This window comes from Kitasatospora sp. NPDC059817 (assembly GCF_042731835.1).
Taxonomy (GTDB): Bacteria; Actinomycetota; Actinomycetes; order Streptomycetales; family Streptomycetaceae; genus Kitasatospora.
Window position 1 is genome coordinate 1 of record NZ_JBHWIR010000128.1, and the last position, 17,228, is coordinate 17,228.

General features: G+C 73.3%; 13 protein-coding genes. 5 read left to right on the forward strand and 8 right to left on the reverse strand.

All coding sequences use genetic code 11. The features are described from left to right. Window positions 1-100 precede the first annotated feature (100 nt). Complete coding sequence (locus ACFV61_RS24635) at window positions 101-232, reverse strand: hypothetical protein (protein ID WP_279634947.1); 132 nt, start codon at window positions 230-232, stop codon at window positions 101-103. 255 nt (window positions 233-487) lie between these two features. On the opposite strand from ACFV61_RS24635, the gene ACFV61_RS24640 reads away from it, so the two are divergent. Together ACFV61_RS24640 and ACFV61_RS24645 are read left to right on the forward strand one after the other, a co-directional pair. Next, entirely contained in the window at window positions 488-3,955 is a 3,468-nt protein-coding gene (locus tag ACFV61_RS24640) for a lantibiotic dehydratase (RefSeq protein WP_380493910.1), read from the forward strand. Next, a complete protein-coding gene (locus ACFV61_RS24645) occupies window positions 3,952-5,346 on the forward strand; it encodes a lanthionine synthetase LanC family protein (RefSeq protein ID WP_380493912.1) in 1,395 nt (464 codons plus the stop codon). Before ACFV61_RS24640 ends, ACFV61_RS24645 begins: the two co-directional genes overlap by 4 nt. 91 nt (window positions 5,347-5,437) lie before the next feature. Here ACFV61_RS24645 and glmS read toward each other — a convergent pair whose 3' ends face one another. Both glmS and ACFV61_RS24655 read right to left on the reverse strand, forming a co-directional pair. Further along, window positions 5,438-7,264 (reverse strand): glutamine--fructose-6-phosphate transaminase (isomerizing), encoded by a 1,827-nt coding sequence (glmS, locus tag ACFV61_RS24650; protein WP_063350342.1) that lies wholly within the window; start codon window positions 7,262-7,264, stop codon window positions 5,438-5,440. A gap of 110 nt (window positions 7,265-7,374) precedes the next feature. Next, window positions 7,375-7,650, reverse strand: a complete 276-nt coding sequence (locus tag ACFV61_RS24655; RefSeq protein ID WP_063350341.1) for a hypothetical protein — start codon at window positions 7,648-7,650, stop codon at window positions 7,375-7,377. A 206-nt stretch (window positions 7,651-7,856) separates the two neighbouring features. Between ACFV61_RS24655 and asnB the strand changes: the two genes are divergently transcribed. Next, the gene (asnB, locus tag ACFV61_RS24660) at window positions 7,857-9,707 is read left to right on the forward strand and encodes an asparagine synthase (glutamine-hydrolyzing) (protein ID WP_380493914.1); all 1,851 of its coding nucleotides are present in this window, start codon (window positions 7,857-7,859) and stop codon (window positions 9,705-9,707) included. A gap of 238 nt (window positions 9,708-9,945) precedes the next feature. Beyond that, window positions 9,946-11,064, forward strand: a complete 1,119-nt coding sequence (locus tag ACFV61_RS24665) for a hypothetical protein (RefSeq protein WP_063350339.1) — start codon at window positions 9,946-9,948, stop codon at window positions 11,062-11,064. 33 nt (window positions 11,065-11,097) lie between these two features. Here ACFV61_RS24665 and ACFV61_RS24670 read toward each other — a convergent pair whose 3' ends face one another. Next, entirely contained in the window at window positions 11,098-11,844 is a 747-nt protein-coding gene (locus tag ACFV61_RS24670; RefSeq protein ID WP_380493916.1) for a GntR family transcriptional regulator, read from the reverse strand. A 285-nt stretch (window positions 11,845-12,129) separates the two neighbouring features. Here ACFV61_RS24670 and ACFV61_RS24675 point away from each other — a divergent pair, with 285 nt between their 5' ends. Then, complete coding sequence (locus tag ACFV61_RS24675; protein WP_380430816.1) at window positions 12,130-12,924, forward strand: exodeoxyribonuclease III; 795 nt, start codon at window positions 12,130-12,132, stop codon at window positions 12,922-12,924. A gap of 363 nt (window positions 12,925-13,287) precedes the next feature. Here the strand turns inward: ACFV61_RS24675 and ACFV61_RS24680 are convergent, their stop codons facing one another. From ACFV61_RS24680 to ACFV61_RS24695, 4 genes are all read right to left on the reverse strand, one after another. Further along, window positions 13,288-13,890 carry a hypothetical protein gene (locus tag ACFV61_RS24680; RefSeq protein WP_380493918.1) on the reverse strand — a complete coding sequence of 201 codons (603 nt, stop codon included), beginning with the start codon at window positions 13,888-13,890 and terminating at the stop codon, window positions 13,288-13,290. A gap of 1,046 nt (window positions 13,891-14,936) precedes the next feature. After that, window positions 14,937-15,608 (reverse strand): hypothetical protein, encoded by a 672-nt coding sequence (locus ACFV61_RS24685; protein WP_380493920.1) that lies wholly within the window; start codon window positions 15,606-15,608, stop codon window positions 14,937-14,939. 59 nt (window positions 15,609-15,667) lie between these two features. Next, entirely contained in the window at window positions 15,668-16,357 is a 690-nt protein-coding gene (locus ACFV61_RS24690; RefSeq protein WP_363376532.1) for a response regulator transcription factor, read from the reverse strand. Beyond that, window positions 16,354-17,049 carry a sensor histidine kinase gene (locus tag ACFV61_RS24695; protein ID WP_380493922.1) on the reverse strand — a complete coding sequence of 232 codons (696 nt, stop codon included), beginning with the start codon at window positions 17,047-17,049 and terminating at the stop codon, window positions 16,354-16,356. Before ACFV61_RS24695 ends, ACFV61_RS24690 begins: the two co-directional genes overlap by 4 nt. Between the last annotated feature and the right edge of the window lie 179 nt (window positions 17,050-17,228).

Sequence of the window (17,228 nt, forward strand, 5' to 3'; positions counted from 1 at the left end):
CCGGCCCCGCGCGGGGGGGGGGCCCGCCCGCGGGGGCGGGGGGCGCCCCGCCCGTTGGGGCCGGGCAACCGCGCCCCGTAGTACCGGTACTGCTACCGGACTAGATGCACCACGGACGGGTGCAGGACCCCTCACAGGAGATGCTGAACGCGGACTCCTCCTGCTCGCCGAGCTCGGTCGAGACCAGGTCCTGCACGTCAAGGTCGAACAGCTCCAGCATGTCGTCGGCCATGAGGGCCTCCTTTCGTCAGTGCCACGGTTGGCCGCGGCGGGCTGCAGCGGACGTTAGGCACTCCTGCATGGGCCCAGCAATGGTTCTGCACGGATGAATGGATTAACTCAGCCAAAAATCGAAACAGTTCGATCGATGGTGGACAGTTTTCGATCGCCGGGGTAGACACGACCCGACCCACCGTCAGGAGTGCGAACCGCGTGGCGGCACCGGCACGAGGCGTGTGGCACGAGGCACCGAGGCACGAGGAGCACAGTGGTCGAGACGCACGGAGCGCCCCAGGACGGACTCTTCACCGCGACCGGCCCGGTCCTGCTGCGGACACCCGCGCTGCCGCGCTCGCACCGTCACACCGTCCCGGCCGACCCCGCGCACCCCGCGTCGGGGTCCGCCGACACCGCGCTCCTGGCACACCTCGCCGAGGCCGCCGCCGACCCGGCCCTGCGCGAGGCGATCGAGCTCTCCAGCCCCTCCCTGGCCGACCTGCTCGACCAAGTCGCCGCAGGCGCCGTGCCCCGCCCGGCCGCGCTGCGCCGGGCGGCCGAGGCGGTCAGCCGCTACCGGCTGCGGATGGCCACCCGGCCGACGCCGTTCGGGCTGATGGCCGCGGTGGTGCCGGCGCGCTTCGGCGCGGCGGCCAAGGTCCGCTGGGGCGGGGCCGACCGCCGCGCCCTGCGGCCCGACCTGGGCTGGCTGCTCCCGCTGCTCGACCGGCTGCGGACCGACCCGGCGGTGCTGCCCGGCCTGCGACTGGCCGTGGACCAGCAGGCCCGGCTGCGCGGCGGCCGCCTGGTGCTGCCGTACCTGCCCGAGCGTCGGCCCGCCGCCGGTCCCGGTGCCAGCGCCGGTGCCGGTACCGAGGCGGAGCCGGTCGCCGAACGGACCGTACGGGCCACCGCCGTCGTCCGGGCCGCGATCCGGACCGCCGCCGAGCCGGTCCGGCACGCCGACCTGCTGGCCGCGCTGGCCGCCGACTTCCCCACGGCCCCGGCCGAGGCCGTCGCGGCCCTGGTCCGCTCGCTGGTCGGCCAGGGGTTCCTGCTCACCGACCTGACACCTCCGCCGGACAGCACCGACCTGCTCGGCCATGTGCTCGACCGGATCCCCGCCGACCACCCGGCGCACCCCGAACTGACGGCCGTCCGCACCGCGTTGACGCAGGCGGCCGCCCTGCCCCGCGGACAGGCCACCGACCTGCTGCGCGAGCTCCGGGCCCGGATGACCCTGCTCGCCCCGGCCGACCGCCCGCTCCACGCGGATCTCGCCCTGGACGCCGAGGTGGTCCTGCCGGACCAGGTCCGCACCGAACTGGAGCGGACCGCCGCGCTCCTCTGGCGCCTGTCGCCGCAGACCCCCGCGCCCGAACACCTGCGTTCGTACCACGCGGAGTTCGTCGAGCGGTACGGCACGGACAGCCCCGTCCCGCTGGCCGAACTGCTCGACCCCGACACCGGCCTGGGGCCGCCGGCCGGCTACCGGCGCCCGGCCGGCCCCCGCGGCACGGCCAACCCCCAGCCTGCCCGGGCCCGCACCGACGCCGACGCGGCCCGCGACCGGTTGCTGGCCGAACTGGCGGCGGGCGCCCTCGCCGACCGGGCGCCGGACGGCACGCTGCCCGAAGTGCTCCTGGACGACGACCTGCTGGCCCGGCTGACCCCGCCGCGCGACGAGGCGGGCGGCGCCGCCGACACCCCGCCCGCCTCCCTGGAGCTGTACGCCGAACTCGCGGCGGACTCCCTGGAGGCGCTGGACGCCGGGGACTTCCGGCTCGTGCTCTCCCCCGTCGCCGGCAGCGACCGCGCCGGAGCCAGCTTCGGCCGCTTCGCCACCCTGCTCGCGGGCGCGGGCAGCGACCCCGACCCGGCTGCCGACACCGGGACCGACCCGGGCCGGTCGGCGGGTGACCCCGCCGCGGCCGGCGGGGCGCTGCTGGCCGAGGCCGCCGGGTCCGTGCGGTCCGCCGGGCCCACCGGGCCCGCCGGATCCGGCGACGACGGCGCACTCGAAGCGCACCTGGAGTTCACCCCGTACCGCGCACGCCATGCCAACATCGCCCTGACCCCGCGCTGGCTCGACCACCGGGTGGTGGTCAGCGCCTTCGCCGACCCGGGCGGCCCCTCCGTACTGCCGCTGGACGACCTGGTCGTGCTGGCCGACCCCGACCGGCTCGCGGTGTACTCCCGCCGTCTCGGCCGGGAGGTCCGCGTCGCCACCCATCACGTGCTCAACCTGCGCAGCGGTGCGCCCAACGCGGCCCGCTTCCTCCAGGAGGTGACGCTGACCGGGCAACGGCCCTGGCAGCCCTGGGACTGGGGGGCGGCGAGCAGCGCGCCCGTGCTGCCGCGGGTCCGCCGGGGCCGGGTGGTGCTGGCCCCGGCCACCTGGCGGCTGACCGCGCCCGTCCCGGCGGCCTCCGCCCCGTTCGAGCAGTGGGACGAGGGCCTGGCCCGCTGGCGCCGACGGTGGGGAGTGCCGGCCGCCGTCCGCCTGATCAGCGGCGACCAGCGGATCAGCCTGGACCTCGACCTCCCGTGGCACCGGCGGCTGTTGCACAGCCAGGCGCGGTCCGCCGAGCCCACCGTCCTCCAGGAGGAGCCCAACCCGGCCGGCGACGGCGGCTGGCTGTGCGGACCGGATGGTGCGCGGACCGCCGAACTGGTGGTCCCGCTGCGCCGCAGCACGACCGGGCCGTCGACGGCCGGACCGCGCCGCCCACTGCCCGCCCGACGCGACCGGACCGTCGAACTCCCCGGCGGATCCTGGCTGTTCGCCCGACTGGCGGCCACCGAGGCACGCCAGGAGGAGATCCTGGTCGAGCACCTGCCCCGGCTGCTCGACGCCCTGCCCACCGACGTGGACCGCTGGTTCTTCGTCCGCTACCAGGACTCCGCGCCGCACCTGCGACTGCGTTTCCACGGTGCGCCGCCGGTCCTCGCCGCCCAACTGCTGCCCACCGTGCACGACTGGGTACGGGAGCTGCACCGGGCCGGGCTCACCGCCGACCTGCGCCTGGAGGGCTACGCGCCGGAGACCGACCGCTACGGCGGCGCCGAGGTGCTCGCCGACGCCGAGCGGGTCTTCCAGGCCGACAGCCTGGTCGCGCTGGCGGCACTGCGACTGGCCCGGGCGGAGCGCTCGCTCTCCCGGGACCTGCTCGCCGCCGTGAACCTCGCCGGCACCGCGCAGGCCTTCCTGGCCGGCCGCGCGGGGCAGTCGGCGGGGCAGTCGGGGGGCCAGTCGGCGGGAGACCGCGTTCCTGACGGCGGGCCCGAGAGCCGCACCGACCTGCCCGCCGACCTGCCCACCAGCCTCCCCGCCGGCCGGCAGGCCGTACCACCGACCGTCCCCGGCGTGCCCTCGGTCGGGGCCTGGCTGGCGGGGGTGTATCCGAAGTCGGAGCGCCACCACCAGGCGTTCCGGGCCCAGCGTGCCGCCGCGTTGCGGGCGATCGGCCCCGACGGGCCGACCGTCCCGGCGGGCGGCCTGCTGCCCGCCGACCCCGCGCTGGCCGACGCCTGGCGGCAGCGGGCCGTCGCACTCGCGCGGTACGCGAGCCGGGTGGAGCCGTCGTCGGCCGACCCGGTGCTGGCCTCGCTGCTGCACATGGGCCACAACCGGCTGATCGGGATCGACCGCGAGGCAGAACGCCGCGCCTACGCACTGGCCAGAGGCGCCGTCGAGGCCCACCGGGCCCGCCGCTCCAGCCCGCGGGAGGCGCGATGAACACGACGGATCCGATCCGCGCGGTGGCCGAGTTGCTCAGCAGGCCCGGTGCGCTCGACGAGCCGGCCGCCGACGCCACAACGCCCTCGGCGTCCGCGCCGCCCGCAGCGGCGCACGCGCTCGGGGCCGGCCGCAGCGGCGCCGCGCTCACGCTCGCCGTACTGGCCGACCGCGAGGACGACGCCGCGCTGCGCCGCGCCGCCCACGGGCACCTCGCGGCCGCCGCGAAAGCCCCCGGGGCGATGCGGGGCGGCGGACTCTTCTCCGGCGCCGCCGCGATCGCCTTCGCCGCCCGCACCATGGCGCGGCGCCCCGGCGAGTACCGCACGCTGCTCGACGGGCTGACGCCCCGGGTCCGGCAGGCCGCGGCCGGGCGCGTCGCCGACCTGCGCGCCGATCTGGCCGCCGGCACGGGCCTGCGCGCCCACACCTTCGACACCGTCTCGGGCGCGGCGGGCCTGGGCCGGCTGCTGCTCGCGCTGGAGCCGGCCGGCCCGGCGCTGGCCGACCTGCTCACCGCGCTGGTCGCGCTGGCCGAGCCCACCGGCGGCGTGCTGCCGCGCTGGTGGACCGCCGGTGGACCGGGACTGCCCGGCGCGGATCCCGGGTTCCCCCGGGGGCACCTCAACCTGGGCCTGGCACACGGAGTCCCGGGCCCGCTCGCCCTCCTGGCACTGGCCCGGCTGCGCGGTGTGCAGGTGCCCGGACAGGACGAGGCGATCGAGGCGCTGGCGAGCTGGCTCGCCGCCCGGCGGATCCCCGGCCCGCTCGACCCGGTCGATCAGGGCGCCCCGGTCGATCCGGTCGACCCGGCCGGGCCCGCCCCGACCGAGCCGGCGCCCACGGGCCCCGACGCCGCTGGGGGTCGGCCCGGTGCGGGCGGTTCCTGGCCGATGACCGTGCGCGTCGAGGACGAGGAGGCCGGCCGGCTGCCGACCGACCAGCCGACGCGGGCGGCCTGGTGCTACGGAACCCCCGGTGCGGCCCGCGCACTCTTCCTGGCGGGCGCGGCCCGCGGCCGCTCCGACTGGCGGACCACCGCCGTCGCGGCACTGACCGACACGCTGCGCGACCCCGCCGGCTGGAACCTCCAGGGCCCCGGGCTCTGCCACGGCACCGGCGGCCTGCTGCGGATCGCCCAGCGGATGGCCGAGGACTCCGGCTCCGCCGAACTGACCGCCCTCCTGCCCGCACTCGCCGCCACCGTCGCGAGCCGGCTCGACACGGCACTCGGCGCCGGCGACCCGCCCGGCCTCCTGGAGGGGACGGCAGGCGCGGCCCTCGCCCTGCACGCCCATGCCCGTACCCATGCCCGAGCCGCCGCGCAGGCATCCCCGGCGGGCACCGGCGACGCCGCCGAGGAGTGGGACGCCTTCCTTCTGATCTGCTGATCTGCTGATCTGCCGAGCTGTTGAGCTGCTCAGCTGTTGATCAGTAGGAAGGCCGTCCCACCCGCCAGGCCGTCACTTCTTCGGGAGCGCCCTACTCCACCGTCACGCTCTTCGCCAGGTTGCGCGGCTTGTCGACGTCGCGACCGAGGGCCACGGAGGCGTGGTAGGCGAGGAGTTGGAGCGGAATGTTGAGCAGCAGCGGGTCGAGCTCGGGCTCGCTCTTGGGGACGAGGACGCAGTGGTCGGCGAGCTTGTCCTCGGGGCGGCGGTGCGCGATGGCGATGACGCGGCCGGAGCGGGCCTTGATCTCACCGAGGGTGGTGAGGTTCTTGTCGAGCAGTTCGTCGTCCGGGACGAGTGCGACGGTGGGCAGTTCGGGGCTGATCAGCGCCAGCGGGCCGTGCTTGAGCTCGCTCGCCGGGTAGGCCTCGGCGTGCACGTAGGAGATCTCCTTGAGCTTCTGCGCGCCCTCCCGGGCGACCGGGTAGCCGCGGACCCGGCCGATGAACATCATGCCCGCCGATCCGGCGTACTCGGCGGCGAGTTCGGCGATGGCCTCGGTCTGCGCGAGCACCTCGCGGATCTGGTCCGGCAGCGCCTTCAGGGCCGCGACGATCCGGCGGCCGTCGGCGGGCGAGAGGTCGTGGATGCGGCCGAAGTGCAGGGCGAGCAGCGCGAAGGCGACCACGGTGGAGGTGAAGGCCTTGGTGGAGGCGACCGAGATCTCCGGACCGGCGTGCAGGTAGATGCCGCCGTCGCACTCGCGGGCGATGGCGCTGCCCACGGTGTTGACGACGCCGAGCACCCGGCCGCCCTTGCGCTTGATCTCCTGGACGGCGGCCAGCGTGTCGTAGGTCTCGCCGGACTGGCTGACCGCGATGTAGAGCGTGTCCGCCTCGATCACCGGGTTGCGGTAGCGGAACTCGGAGGCGGGTTCGCTGTGCGCGGGGATGCGGGAGAGCTCCTCGATCAGCTGGGCGCCCATCTCGCCGGCGTAGTAGGCGGATCCGCAGCCGAGGATCTTCACCCGGCGGATCTCGCGCAGCTCCCGGGCGTCCAGGTTGAGGCCGCCGAGGTGCGCGGTGGAGAAGCGCTCGTCGAGCCGGCCGCTGAGCGTGCGCTCGACCGAGCCGGGCTGCTCGTGGATCTCCTTGAGCAGGAAGTGCTCGTAGCCGCCGGTGTCGTAGGAGTCGATCTCCCAGTCCACGGTGGACGGCTGGTGGTGGGTGGTGCGGGCGTCGGTGGTGAAGGTACGGAAGCCGTCGGCGCGGACGGTGGCCAGCTCGCCGTCCTCCAGGTGGACGACCTGGCGGGTGTAGCGGACGAGGGCGGACACGTCGGAGGCGACGAACATCTCCTTCTCGCCGAGGCCGAGCACTATCGGGCTGCCGTTGCGGGCGGCCACGATCCGGTCCGGCTGCTCGGCGTCGAGCACCGCGATGCCGTAGGTGCCGACCACCCGGCCGAGGGCGGCGCGCACCGCGTCCTCCAGCTCGACGCCCTCGCCGACGTGCGCGGCGATCAGGTGGGAGAGCACCTCGCTGTCGGTCTCGGAGCGGAACACGACGCCGTCGGCGGTGAGCTTGGCGCGCAGTTCGTCGGCGTTCTCGATGATGCCGTTGTGGACGACGGCGATCCGCTCGGCGCCGTCCAGATGCGGGTGGGCGTTGGCGTCACTGGGCACGCCGTGGGTCGCCCAGCGGGTGTGACCGATGCCGGTGCCGCCCTTGAACCGGGCCGGGACCGCGGCGGCCAGGTCGGCGACCCGGCCCTTGACCTTGCGGACCTTGAGCCCGCCGGTGCGCCCGGTGACGGCCACGCCGGCCGAGTCGTAGCCGCGGTACTCCAGCCGGGCCAGGCCCTCCAGCAGGAAGGGGGTCGCGTCCTTGGGGCCGATGTAGGCCACGATTCCGCACATGCGTGGTCTCCTCTTCGTGAATGCCGTGAATGCCGTAAATGCTGCAAGTGCCGTAAGTGCCGTGAATGCGCCGGTGCCGTGAATGCGTCAGTGCCCCGCCCCGGCAGCGCTCAGCCGTAGACGATCCGGCGCAGCTGGCGGGCCGAGAGCTCGGGTGCCGCGACCCGGCGGGCGGGGAGTTCCTCGGCGAGCCGGGTGAAGATCCGTTCGTTGGTCAGTCCGCGTGCCTGGAGCTCGCCGTGGCGGCGGCGGACATACTCCTCGGTGCTCTCGGAGAAGTACGCCAGCACCTCCGCCACGACCCGCGCCGCCTCCCGGGGCCCGAGCGGGCTGGTCCGGGTGAGGTGGGCGAGGAGGTCGTCGTGAGGGTGGGGTGAGCTCGGCACGAGTGAGGAGCCTAGGCCGCGCCGCCCGCCGGGGCCAAGAATCTTGCCCGAATTCGGGCAGACTTTACGACTTTCAGCTCAAACAACCAGTCACATGGTCATCCCAAGCCCCTCCCGACCCCTTCCCGACGCGCCCTTGTAGCCACACCCCTCCGACACGTAGCGTCATTTTCCGCATACGTAGCGGAAGAACCGGAGGCTTGCTGATGTGCGGGATCACCGGATGGGTCGCCTTCAACCGTGACCTCACCGCCGAACGGGCCGTCCTCGACGCCATGACGGCCACCCAGATCTGCCGCGGCCCGGACGCCGGCGGCGTCCACCTGGAGCGACACGCCGGCCTCGGCCACCGCCGCCTCGCGGTGATCGACCTGGAGGGCGGCGTCCAGCCGATGACCGTCGAGCACGACGGCCGGCTGCTGGCCGCGCTCACCTACAGCGGCGAGGTCTACAACCACCGCGAGCTGCGCGCCGAACTGAAGGCGGCCGGACACCGCTTCCGCACCCGCAGCGACACCGAGGTCGTGCTGCACGCCTACCTGGAGTGGGGCGAGGGCCTGGCCGAACGCCTCAACGGGATGTTCGCCTTCGCGATCTGGGACGCCCGCAGCGAGGAACTGCTGCTGGTCCGCGACCGGATGGGCGTCAAGCCGCTGCACTACCACCCGACCCCCGACGGCGTGGTCTTCGGCTCCGAGGTGAAGGCCATCCTGGCCCACCCCTCGGTCCACCCGGTGGTCGACCTGGACGGGCTGCGCGAACTGCTCGCCTTCACCCGCACCCCGGGCATCACCCCCTACCGGGGCATCGTCGAGGTCCGGCCCGGGCACGTCGTCCGGGTCCGCCGCGAGGGCGTGTCGGTGCGCCGCTACTGGGCGCTGGAGGCGCGCGAGCACACCGACACCCTGGAGGCCACCGTCGCCACCGTCCGGGCCCTGCTGGACGACATCGTCCACCGCCAGCTCGATTCGGACGTCCCGCTCTGCTCGCTGCTCTCCGGCGGCCTGGACTCCAGCGCCGTCACCGCCCTCGCCGCCCGGGTCCTGCGGGCCGAGGGCGCCGGCCCGGTGCGCTCCTTCGCCGTCGACTTCGCCGGCCAGAGCGAGAACTTCCACGCCAGCGAGGTCCGGCCGACCCTGGACGGCCCGTACGCCCGGATGCTGGCCGAGCACGTCGGCGCCGACCACAACGTGATCGAGCTGGACGCCGCCGCGCTCACCGACCTCGCCCAGCGGGACGCCGTCCTGCGCGCCCGCGACCTGCCCGGCGGCTTCGGCGACATGGACATCTCGCTGCTGCTGCTCTTCCAGGGCGTGCGCCGCCAGTCCACCGTCGCCCTGTCGGGCGAGTCCGCGGACGAGTTGTTCGGCGGCTACCGCTGGTTCCACGACCCGAAGGCCGTCGCCGCCGACGACTTCCCCTGGGCGGTCTCGCTGGCCGGCCTCGGCGGCCAGGGCGCCGGCCCGCGCGAACACCTGCTCGACGCCGGCCTGCTCGCCGAACTCGACCTGGCCGGCTACCGGAAGGCCCGCTACCGCGAGGCACTCGCCGAAGTCCCGCACCTGCCGGACGCCGATCCACTGGAACGGCGGATGCGCGAGATCTCGTACCTCCACCTGACGCGCTTCGTCTGCATCCTGCTCGACCGCAAGGACCGGATGAGCATGGCCAACGGCCTGGAGGTGCGGGTGCCGTTCTGCGACCACCGGCTGGTCCAGTACGTCTTCAACACGCCGTGGGCGATGAAGCACTTCGACGGCCGGGAGAAGAGCCTGCTGCGCGCCGCCGTCCGGGACGTGCTGCCGGACGCCGTCGCCGACCGGGTGAAGAGCCCGTACCCGGTCACCGAGGACCCGCACTACCCGGCGCTGCTGCGGGCCGAGCTCGCCCGGCTCGCCGCGGAGCAGAAGTCCCCGGCGCTCGCCCTGCTCGACCGGCGGCGCCTCGCCGACGCGCTCGATCCGGACACCGACCCGCAGTCCGTCCGGCTGGCCGTCGACCTCGCGCTCGAACTGCACACCTGGCTGACGGACTACCAGGTGACGCTGGACATCTGACGGCCGCCACCCCGGTCGGCGCGGCGGCTGCGACGGCGGGCCGCTGCGCCGTTCGGGTGATTGATCCGGGTGACGGATCCCGGGTGATCATCCGGAACCAACCCGCCGCGCCCAGGCGTCGGACGGTGCGGTAGCGTCGCCGACACCTCCCGAATGGCGGGCGAAAACGCGGACTCCTGCCGGCGTGCCGTCAGGATGGGAGCGAACCGTCCACCTCGATCCGCCGGGGGATCACCTCATGCAACCGCGGGTATTCGCGATTCTCACCGCCCTGCTCCTGGGCGTCCTGGGCCTCGGGTCGGTGGCCGTCACCGACTGGTCGCCCGCGCCCGGCGTCGCGGCGACGGCCCCGGCCGCCACCGCGGGCACCGGCGCCGCCGCACCCGGTGTCGCGCCGGCGGCCGCGAGCGCCACCCCGACCGGCGACCCGGCGGTGTGGACCCGCTCGACGCTGCGCAACAAGCTGATGGCCGAGATGGACGCCACCGACCCCGGCGTCGCGCTCGCCGACCTCGACAAGATCACCAAGGAGAAGCCGTACACCGTGCGCTTCTGCCACCCGATCGCGCACGAGCTCGGCCACTCGGCGGTCAAGCGCTTCAACGCCGACTTCCAGAAGGTCATCTCCTTCCCGCACGAGACCTGCGCGGCCGGCTACCTGCACGGCGCGGTCGAGGAGATGCTCAACGCCTCCGCCCAGCCCGAGGTGGACCTGCTCAAGCTCTGCGCGCCCAAGAACACCGGCCCGTGCATCCACGGCGTCGGCCACGGCACCATGTTCGTCGCCAAGCAGGACGTCCCCAAGGCGCGCGAGCTGTGCAACAAGTTCCCCACCGACCAGAACAAGATCCGCTGTTCCGAAGGGCTGTTCATGCAGCTCTTCGGCCCGGACGAGGAGGACGAGAAGGCCAAGGCGAACCTGCCCGCCGACAAGCTCGCCCAGGACCCGCTGTACCCGTGCAAGGACCAGCCGGCCCTGTTCCAGTCCGCGTGCTTCTTCTACGCCCCGACCTTCTACCTCTCCTCGCACGACTACCCGAACCACCCCGAGGTCTACGCCGACGCCCTCAAGTGGTGCCTCAGCGGCAAGGCCAGCGGCGGGGCGACCGACTGCAGCCGCGGCGTCGGCTCGCGGACGATGAAGTACAACCTCGACCGCGAGGACTGGGCCGCCCAGCAGTGCGGCACCGCCGCCGACGGCTGGCAGCGCAAGGCCTGCGCCGAGGGCCTGGTCAGCTACTACACGGTGAACTACACGGACGACGGCGCGGCCGGCCGGCTCTGCGCCAAGATCACCAACAAGGAGATGCAGGGCTACTGCCGCTCCGCCAGCGGCCTGTCCGGCTCGCTGGACTGACCCCGCCGTCCCACCGGGACCGACCGCCCCGTCTCACCTGGAGGGGGGGCCCCCGCCCCCGCGGGGCGCGCCGAAGGTCAGCTTGCAGGTGTCGGCCCGGTAGGTGGCGACGGCGAGCGCCACCAGGCGGCCGGCCGACGCGTACTGGGTGGTCATCACCAGCACCGGCGAGCCGGGCGGGCGCTCCAGCAGGGCGCCCTCGGCGGCCTCGGCGACACCCAGCTCGACCGCGCGGGACTCGCCGTCCACTTCCAGCCGCTCCAGCTGGCGCAGCACCGAGCGGGCCCGGTCGCTCTCGGCCCGGAAGCCGGGCAGGTGCGGCAGCGCGGCGGCCGGGACGTGCAGCGACTCGGTGGCCACCGCCCGGCCCTCCACCAGGCGAACCCGGCGGACGGTGTGCACGGTGGCGCCCTCGGCGATGCCGAGGCCCTTGGCCAGCTGCGCCGGGGCGGGGGCGGTGGTGCAGTCGACCGTCCGCCAGGCCTGGTTGCGGCCGACGCCGGGCCAGCCCTCCTCCTGCCGGTTGACCGGGACGCCGACCCGCGGGGCGGCGATCAGGGTGCCGATCCCCCGGCGGCGCACCAGGCGGCCCTCCAGCTCCAGCTGGTCGAGGGCCTGCCGCAGGGTCGCCCGGGCGACCCCGAAGCGGGCGGAGAGCTCGCGCTCGTTGGGCAGGACCTGGCCGGTGGAGAACTCCGAGTCGATGGCCCGCAGCAGCACCGTACGCAGGTGCCAGTACTTCGGTTCCGGCACCGCCGAAAGCTGTCCAGTCGTCCCCACCGTGTCCTCCACCCTGCTTGTCCACCCTGCGGTAAGGAGGTCGGATCCCGAGCCCGCTGTCCGCGGATGCGGCAGGTGGGAGAGCGGGCTTTTATCCGTCCTTCTTTATTAAAGGTCTTTGCAGTAAGCGACCCTAGGGGCATCGTCCGGAGATGGTCAAGACCAATGGCGCGGCTTGGTGCGACTGTCGCACACATTCATGCCGCGTTCACGTCATCCCACAGCCGGTGCGCGTCACGCTTCGGCGCAGGCCCCGGCACTCGGTAGGCTGCCCGGGTGATCGTGGTGACGAGTGTGAACGTGAACGGAATCCGGGCGGCAGCCAAGAAGGGCTTCGTCGAGTGGCTGGCCGGCACCGAGGCGGACGTGGTCTGCCTCCAGGAGGTGCGCTCCGAGCCGGAGCAACTGCCCGTCGAACTGCGCGACCTCGACGGCTGGCACGCGGTCTGGGCCCCCTCCGTCGCCAAGGGCCGGGCCGGCGTCGCCGTCCTGTCCCGCCAGGAGCCGCAGCGGACCGTCATCGGATTCGGGTCCGAGGAGTTCGACAACACGGGCAGGTACGTCGAGATCGACCTGCCGGGGCTGACCGTCGCCAGCCTCTACCTCCCCTCCGGCGAGGTCGGCACCGAACGCCAGGACGAGAAGGAACGCTTCATGGCGGAATTCCTCGTCCACCTCACCGCCCTCCGCACCCGCGCCGCCGCCGACGGCCGCGAGGTCGTCGTCTGCGGCGACTGGAACATCGCCCACCGCCCCGAAGACCTCAAGAACTGGAAGGCCAACCAGAAGTCAGCCGGCTTCCTCCCCGAAGAACGCGCCTGGCTCTCCCGCGTCTACGACGAAGCCGGCTACGTCGACGTCGTCCGCACCCTCCACCCCGACCGCACCGGCCCCTACTCCTGGTGGTCCTACCGCGGCCGCGCCTTCGACAACGACTCCGGCTGGCGCATCGACCTCCAGGTCGCCACCCCGGGCCTCGCCGCCAAGGCCGTCGAGGCCTACGTCGAGCGGGCCGCCACCCACACCGAGCGCTGGTCTGACCACGCACCGGTCACGGCAGTGTTCGATCTGAACAACTAGGCAGCAGAAACTGGTAGTTCGACAGAATCAAGAGGCGGCCCCGACGCGGGGCATTCCACACGTCGGGGCTTCCTCTCGGTAGCAAATACGCCAGCGGCGAAGGAAGTCGCACGGCACTCCCGGAGTGGATTTTGGCCGCAACGGCCAGCGCGGATCCGCGGCGACCGGCCGAACCGACACGGCCCCCGCTCGTACCCGGGCCCGGCTGACCGGCGGCAGCCGGCCCTTCGCGCTCCAGGCTGGCGACCCTTGTCGCCCGCCCGGTCGGCGGCACCGAGCGGGCGGAGGGCAAGGGTCGCCAGCCGCCGATGGCCGTCACCCCCGCTGGGTGACGGCCACCGAACAGGGCTCACACCGTGGTCACTAGCACGACCACGGCGTGGTGACGTGGCCCGTCACGGTGTCCACCGCCACCGTCCTGCCCTCGCTGGGAATGCAGAAGTAGTAGGTGGGATGCGGGTTCTGCACGACGGGCTCATTGAGGTACAGGGGCTTGAACGCGCCGGTGTGCCCGGCCTTGACGGCCAGATCGTGGGCCTGGACCTCCGTCATGGTGAACGGGGAGATGGCCTGGATCCCGATCGGGACGCTCCACGGCTGCGTGCTCTGGTACTGACCGGTGGTCGAGTACTTGTACTCGAAGGACGGCTCCGAGTTCTTGGCCCGGAAGCGGATCCACCAGGCCTGGACGTCATTGGGGTTGGTCGTGGGTGTCAGCAGGACGGCGTCCGCGTCGTAGAACTGCGAGCCGGGGTGCTCCTGCTGCGCCTTCACCTTGGCCTCCCGCACGATCTGTGTGAGCGGGAGATGGGGTGCCGCGCTGGCGGTGGACGGGGCGATCGGCAGCAGCGACAGGGCCGTGGCGGTCGCGGCGAGCCCGATCCGTGCCCGAAGGCGGTGGCGTGATGTCCGGCACCCGTTCAGTGCGGGTGTCGCGGGCGTGCGGGCGGTGCGTGTGGTGTTCATGTCCTTCATCTCCTTCGACCCGGACCCTGCGTGGTCACGGTGGAAGTCGACTGCCGGGTTCGGCGTGAGCGGTGGCCGACGGGCGAGAGGTCCTCGGCCGGGCTCCGCGGGGATGCAGCCTCCCGGGGTCCAACGGTAGGAGGGTCTCCGGGCGCCGTCTCCTGGCCGTCATCCTCGCTGAGCCGAACAGGCGAACCTCTCACCCGGAGCGATGCCCGTCCGGGGTTTCGCCGCGCGGTCCCGGCCGGTGGGCCCGACACTGTGCCGCTCCTTGATCATCGCTGACTGTTACAAGGTGGTGACACGATCTTCTCGAAGTGGGCGTCCCAGCCGACGAGCCTGTAGATCGTCCTTCAGGCTGCGCTCCACCCACTCCAGGGCGATGTAGTACCGCTCCAGAACCGGGTCCCGGCCCGACTCCAGCATCCGCACGATATGAGGGTGCTCGACAGCTTTGAGTGCGGCGGTCTCCCGTTCCAGGAAGACCTTGATGATTTCGTCGTCGCGCCGCTTGAGTAACTTGATCGCCGCGAACTGCCTGTCACTGTCGCTATTTGCCGTGTCGACGGCCTTTCACACCTTCGACAGACCGCCGCTGCGCGCGCTGTCTCCCACCAGCAGGAAGCGATCGTTGATCACATGCGGTCCCACGCATGCTCCTCGTCCAGCACCGGCGTCAACTACCGGTCCGGCCATCCTGCCAGCCCAGGACTCCTCGGTTGGATGGTTCGGCAGATCCGGGCTTGATCGTGGCCAACTCCTCGATGACTACAGTGCCCGACGCTCGACCAACTTATCGCTTATCTTCGGCTTGTTGGGGAGAGCTGTAGCCGAGGCCGTGGTCGACGGCATCGGAGGCAGCCAATCCGGTGGCCCGGAGGGTGGCCACTTCGGAGTGTCAGGGTGGCCCACTCGTGGTCGAGGGCATCCACGGCGGTGCTACCAGCAGCCGACGGTAGAGGCTGGCGCCGTAGCCGCTCCCCCGCACGGAAGCGGCCCGTCGAATCTGTCGATGACGGCCGCCAGTTGCTCGTCCGCTTCGCGATCTACGCCGACCTTCCAGCGCGGTCCAGCTTCGATACTCGTGCTTCGATTTCGGCGGGCAGGTACCAGCCTTCGATGGTGGGTGTCATGTAGAGGCGGGCCTTGAGGCCGAGGAGGAGTTGGCGGCGCCTTTCCTGGTCGGCTCGGGTCCAGGCATCGGCGAAGGTCTGGCCGGTCTCGACTTCCACCCAGGCGGAGGGGCGTTGTGGGAGGGCGGCGAGCCGGCGGCGTTCGTCGACGAGGGTTTCGAGGGCTTCGTCCTCGCGCGCTGACCCCAGCCCGCCGGCTACGCACCCCCCCGGCCGCAGTCCGGCCGGGCGGGCCCGGCGGCGGCGCCGCACCAGCCCTGTCCGCCGACGCAACGGTGGTGGGCCACCCGGCAGCCGCAGGCCGGCGGTGCGGACGGGTTCCTGTTCTGCCGCTACCCGGAAGCGGCAACAACGTCCTGCCGCTCCCCGGTGACTGCGGTGCCAGGAGCGGTGGTGGTGACGCTGCCACCCCCGGTGGGCAGCCACAGCCCAGCGGTACGGGGCGGTGCGCGCCGCGTCCGGTGGCACGGGCTTCGGCCCGGCGGCCGGTGAGCTGCCCCCGGTCGCCGCCCCGCCCTCCGGGTTCTCGGTGCCGTCGACGAAGCCCAGCAGGTTGCGGTCGTCGAAGTCGCGGAAGCCGTGCACGGAGTCTGCGCACCACCGGGGAAGTCCCCTTCAGGTCCACCATCCCAGCCGGTGAGGCGTCAGCCTGTGGACGGGAGGTTCCCACCTGCGGTGACCATGCCTGTCTCATAGGCGATGACGACCATCTGGGCCCGGTCATGGGCGTGGAGCTTGGCCAGCAGCCGCCGGACGTGTGTCTTGACGGTCGCGATGCTCAGCCCCAGATGCTCGGCGATCACGTGGTTGGGCAGTCCCCGGGCCACCAATCGGAGGACTTCCCGTTCCCGTGGGGTCACGCCCGCTAGCTCCCGGGCGAGTCGCGGGCGCGGCTCGTGGCGTCCGGCGAACTCGCGGATCAGACGGCGGGTGACCGCGGGCGCGAGCAGGGCGTCGCCGGAGGCGACCACCCGTAGGGCTGTCAGCAGGTCGGCGGGGAGGATGTCCTTCAGGATGAATCCGCTGGCTCCGCCGCGGAGTGCCGCGTACACGTACTCGTCCAGGTCGAACGTGGTGAGGACCAGCACACGGGTGCCGACGGCGTCCGGGTCCGCGCAGATGCGCCGGGTGGCCTCCAGACCGTCCATGCCCGGCATCCGGATGTCCATCAACACGACGTCGGGCCGCAGCCGCAGGGCGAGTTCGACGGCCTGCTCGCCGCTGACGGCCTCGCCCGCGACGGTGAGGTCCGGCACGCTCTCGATGAGCAGGCGGAAGCCCGCCCGCAACAGCGCCTGGTCATCGGCGATCAGAACCTGGACCGGCCGGTTCACCGTGCTGCCTCCGATCCGCAGGGCAGCCGCGCATGCACCCGGAATCCGCCCGTCGCCAGGGGGCCGGCGGAGAGGGTCCCGCCGCACATGGCCGCCCGCTCCCGCATCCCGATGAGTCCGTGCCCGCCGCCAGGACGCCGGGACGGGAGCCGGGACGGCGCGTCGTTGACGACCTCGATCTCGACCGCCTCGGGACCCATCCGGGACAGCTTCACCCGGCAGTCCGCCGATCCCGCGTGCCTGACGACATTGGTGAGGGCTTCCTGAACGATCCGGTAGACCGCCAGTTCCACACCCGGGGGGAGCGGTGGATCCGGGTCGACGGACAGCTCCACGCGCGGGCCCGCGCCGGCCGCGAGCGCGGGCAGGTCCGCCAGACCGGAGGCGGACCCCAACTCGGCTCCGTCACCGGGTGATCGCAGAACGCCGAGCATGCGGCGCATCTCGGTGAGCGCCGTCCGGCCCGCCGTCCCGACCAGTGCGAGGGTCCGCTCGGCCTCCTGCGGGTTGGTGGAGGCCACCGCACGGGCCACCTCGGCCCGTACCGCGATGACAGTCAGATGATGGGCCACCACGTCGTGGAGTTCGCGGGCGATCCGCAGGCGCTCGTCCGTCACGGCCTGCCGGGCGGCGAGTTCCGCGTACGACCGCTGCTCTCTCAGCGCGGTGCCCACCAGCCAGGGCAGGGTCATCATCAAAGACGCGAAGACGACGCCCCACGCGACCCCGGAGGCCGGGACCGGTCGCGGTACGAGGGCCATGGCCGCGGGGGGGGGGCCCCCCCAGCAACCCACCGCCCACGCGGGCCCCCGCCCCCCCGCCCCCCCCCCCCCCCGGTTGACGGGGGCCCCCCCCGCGGCCCACCCCCGCA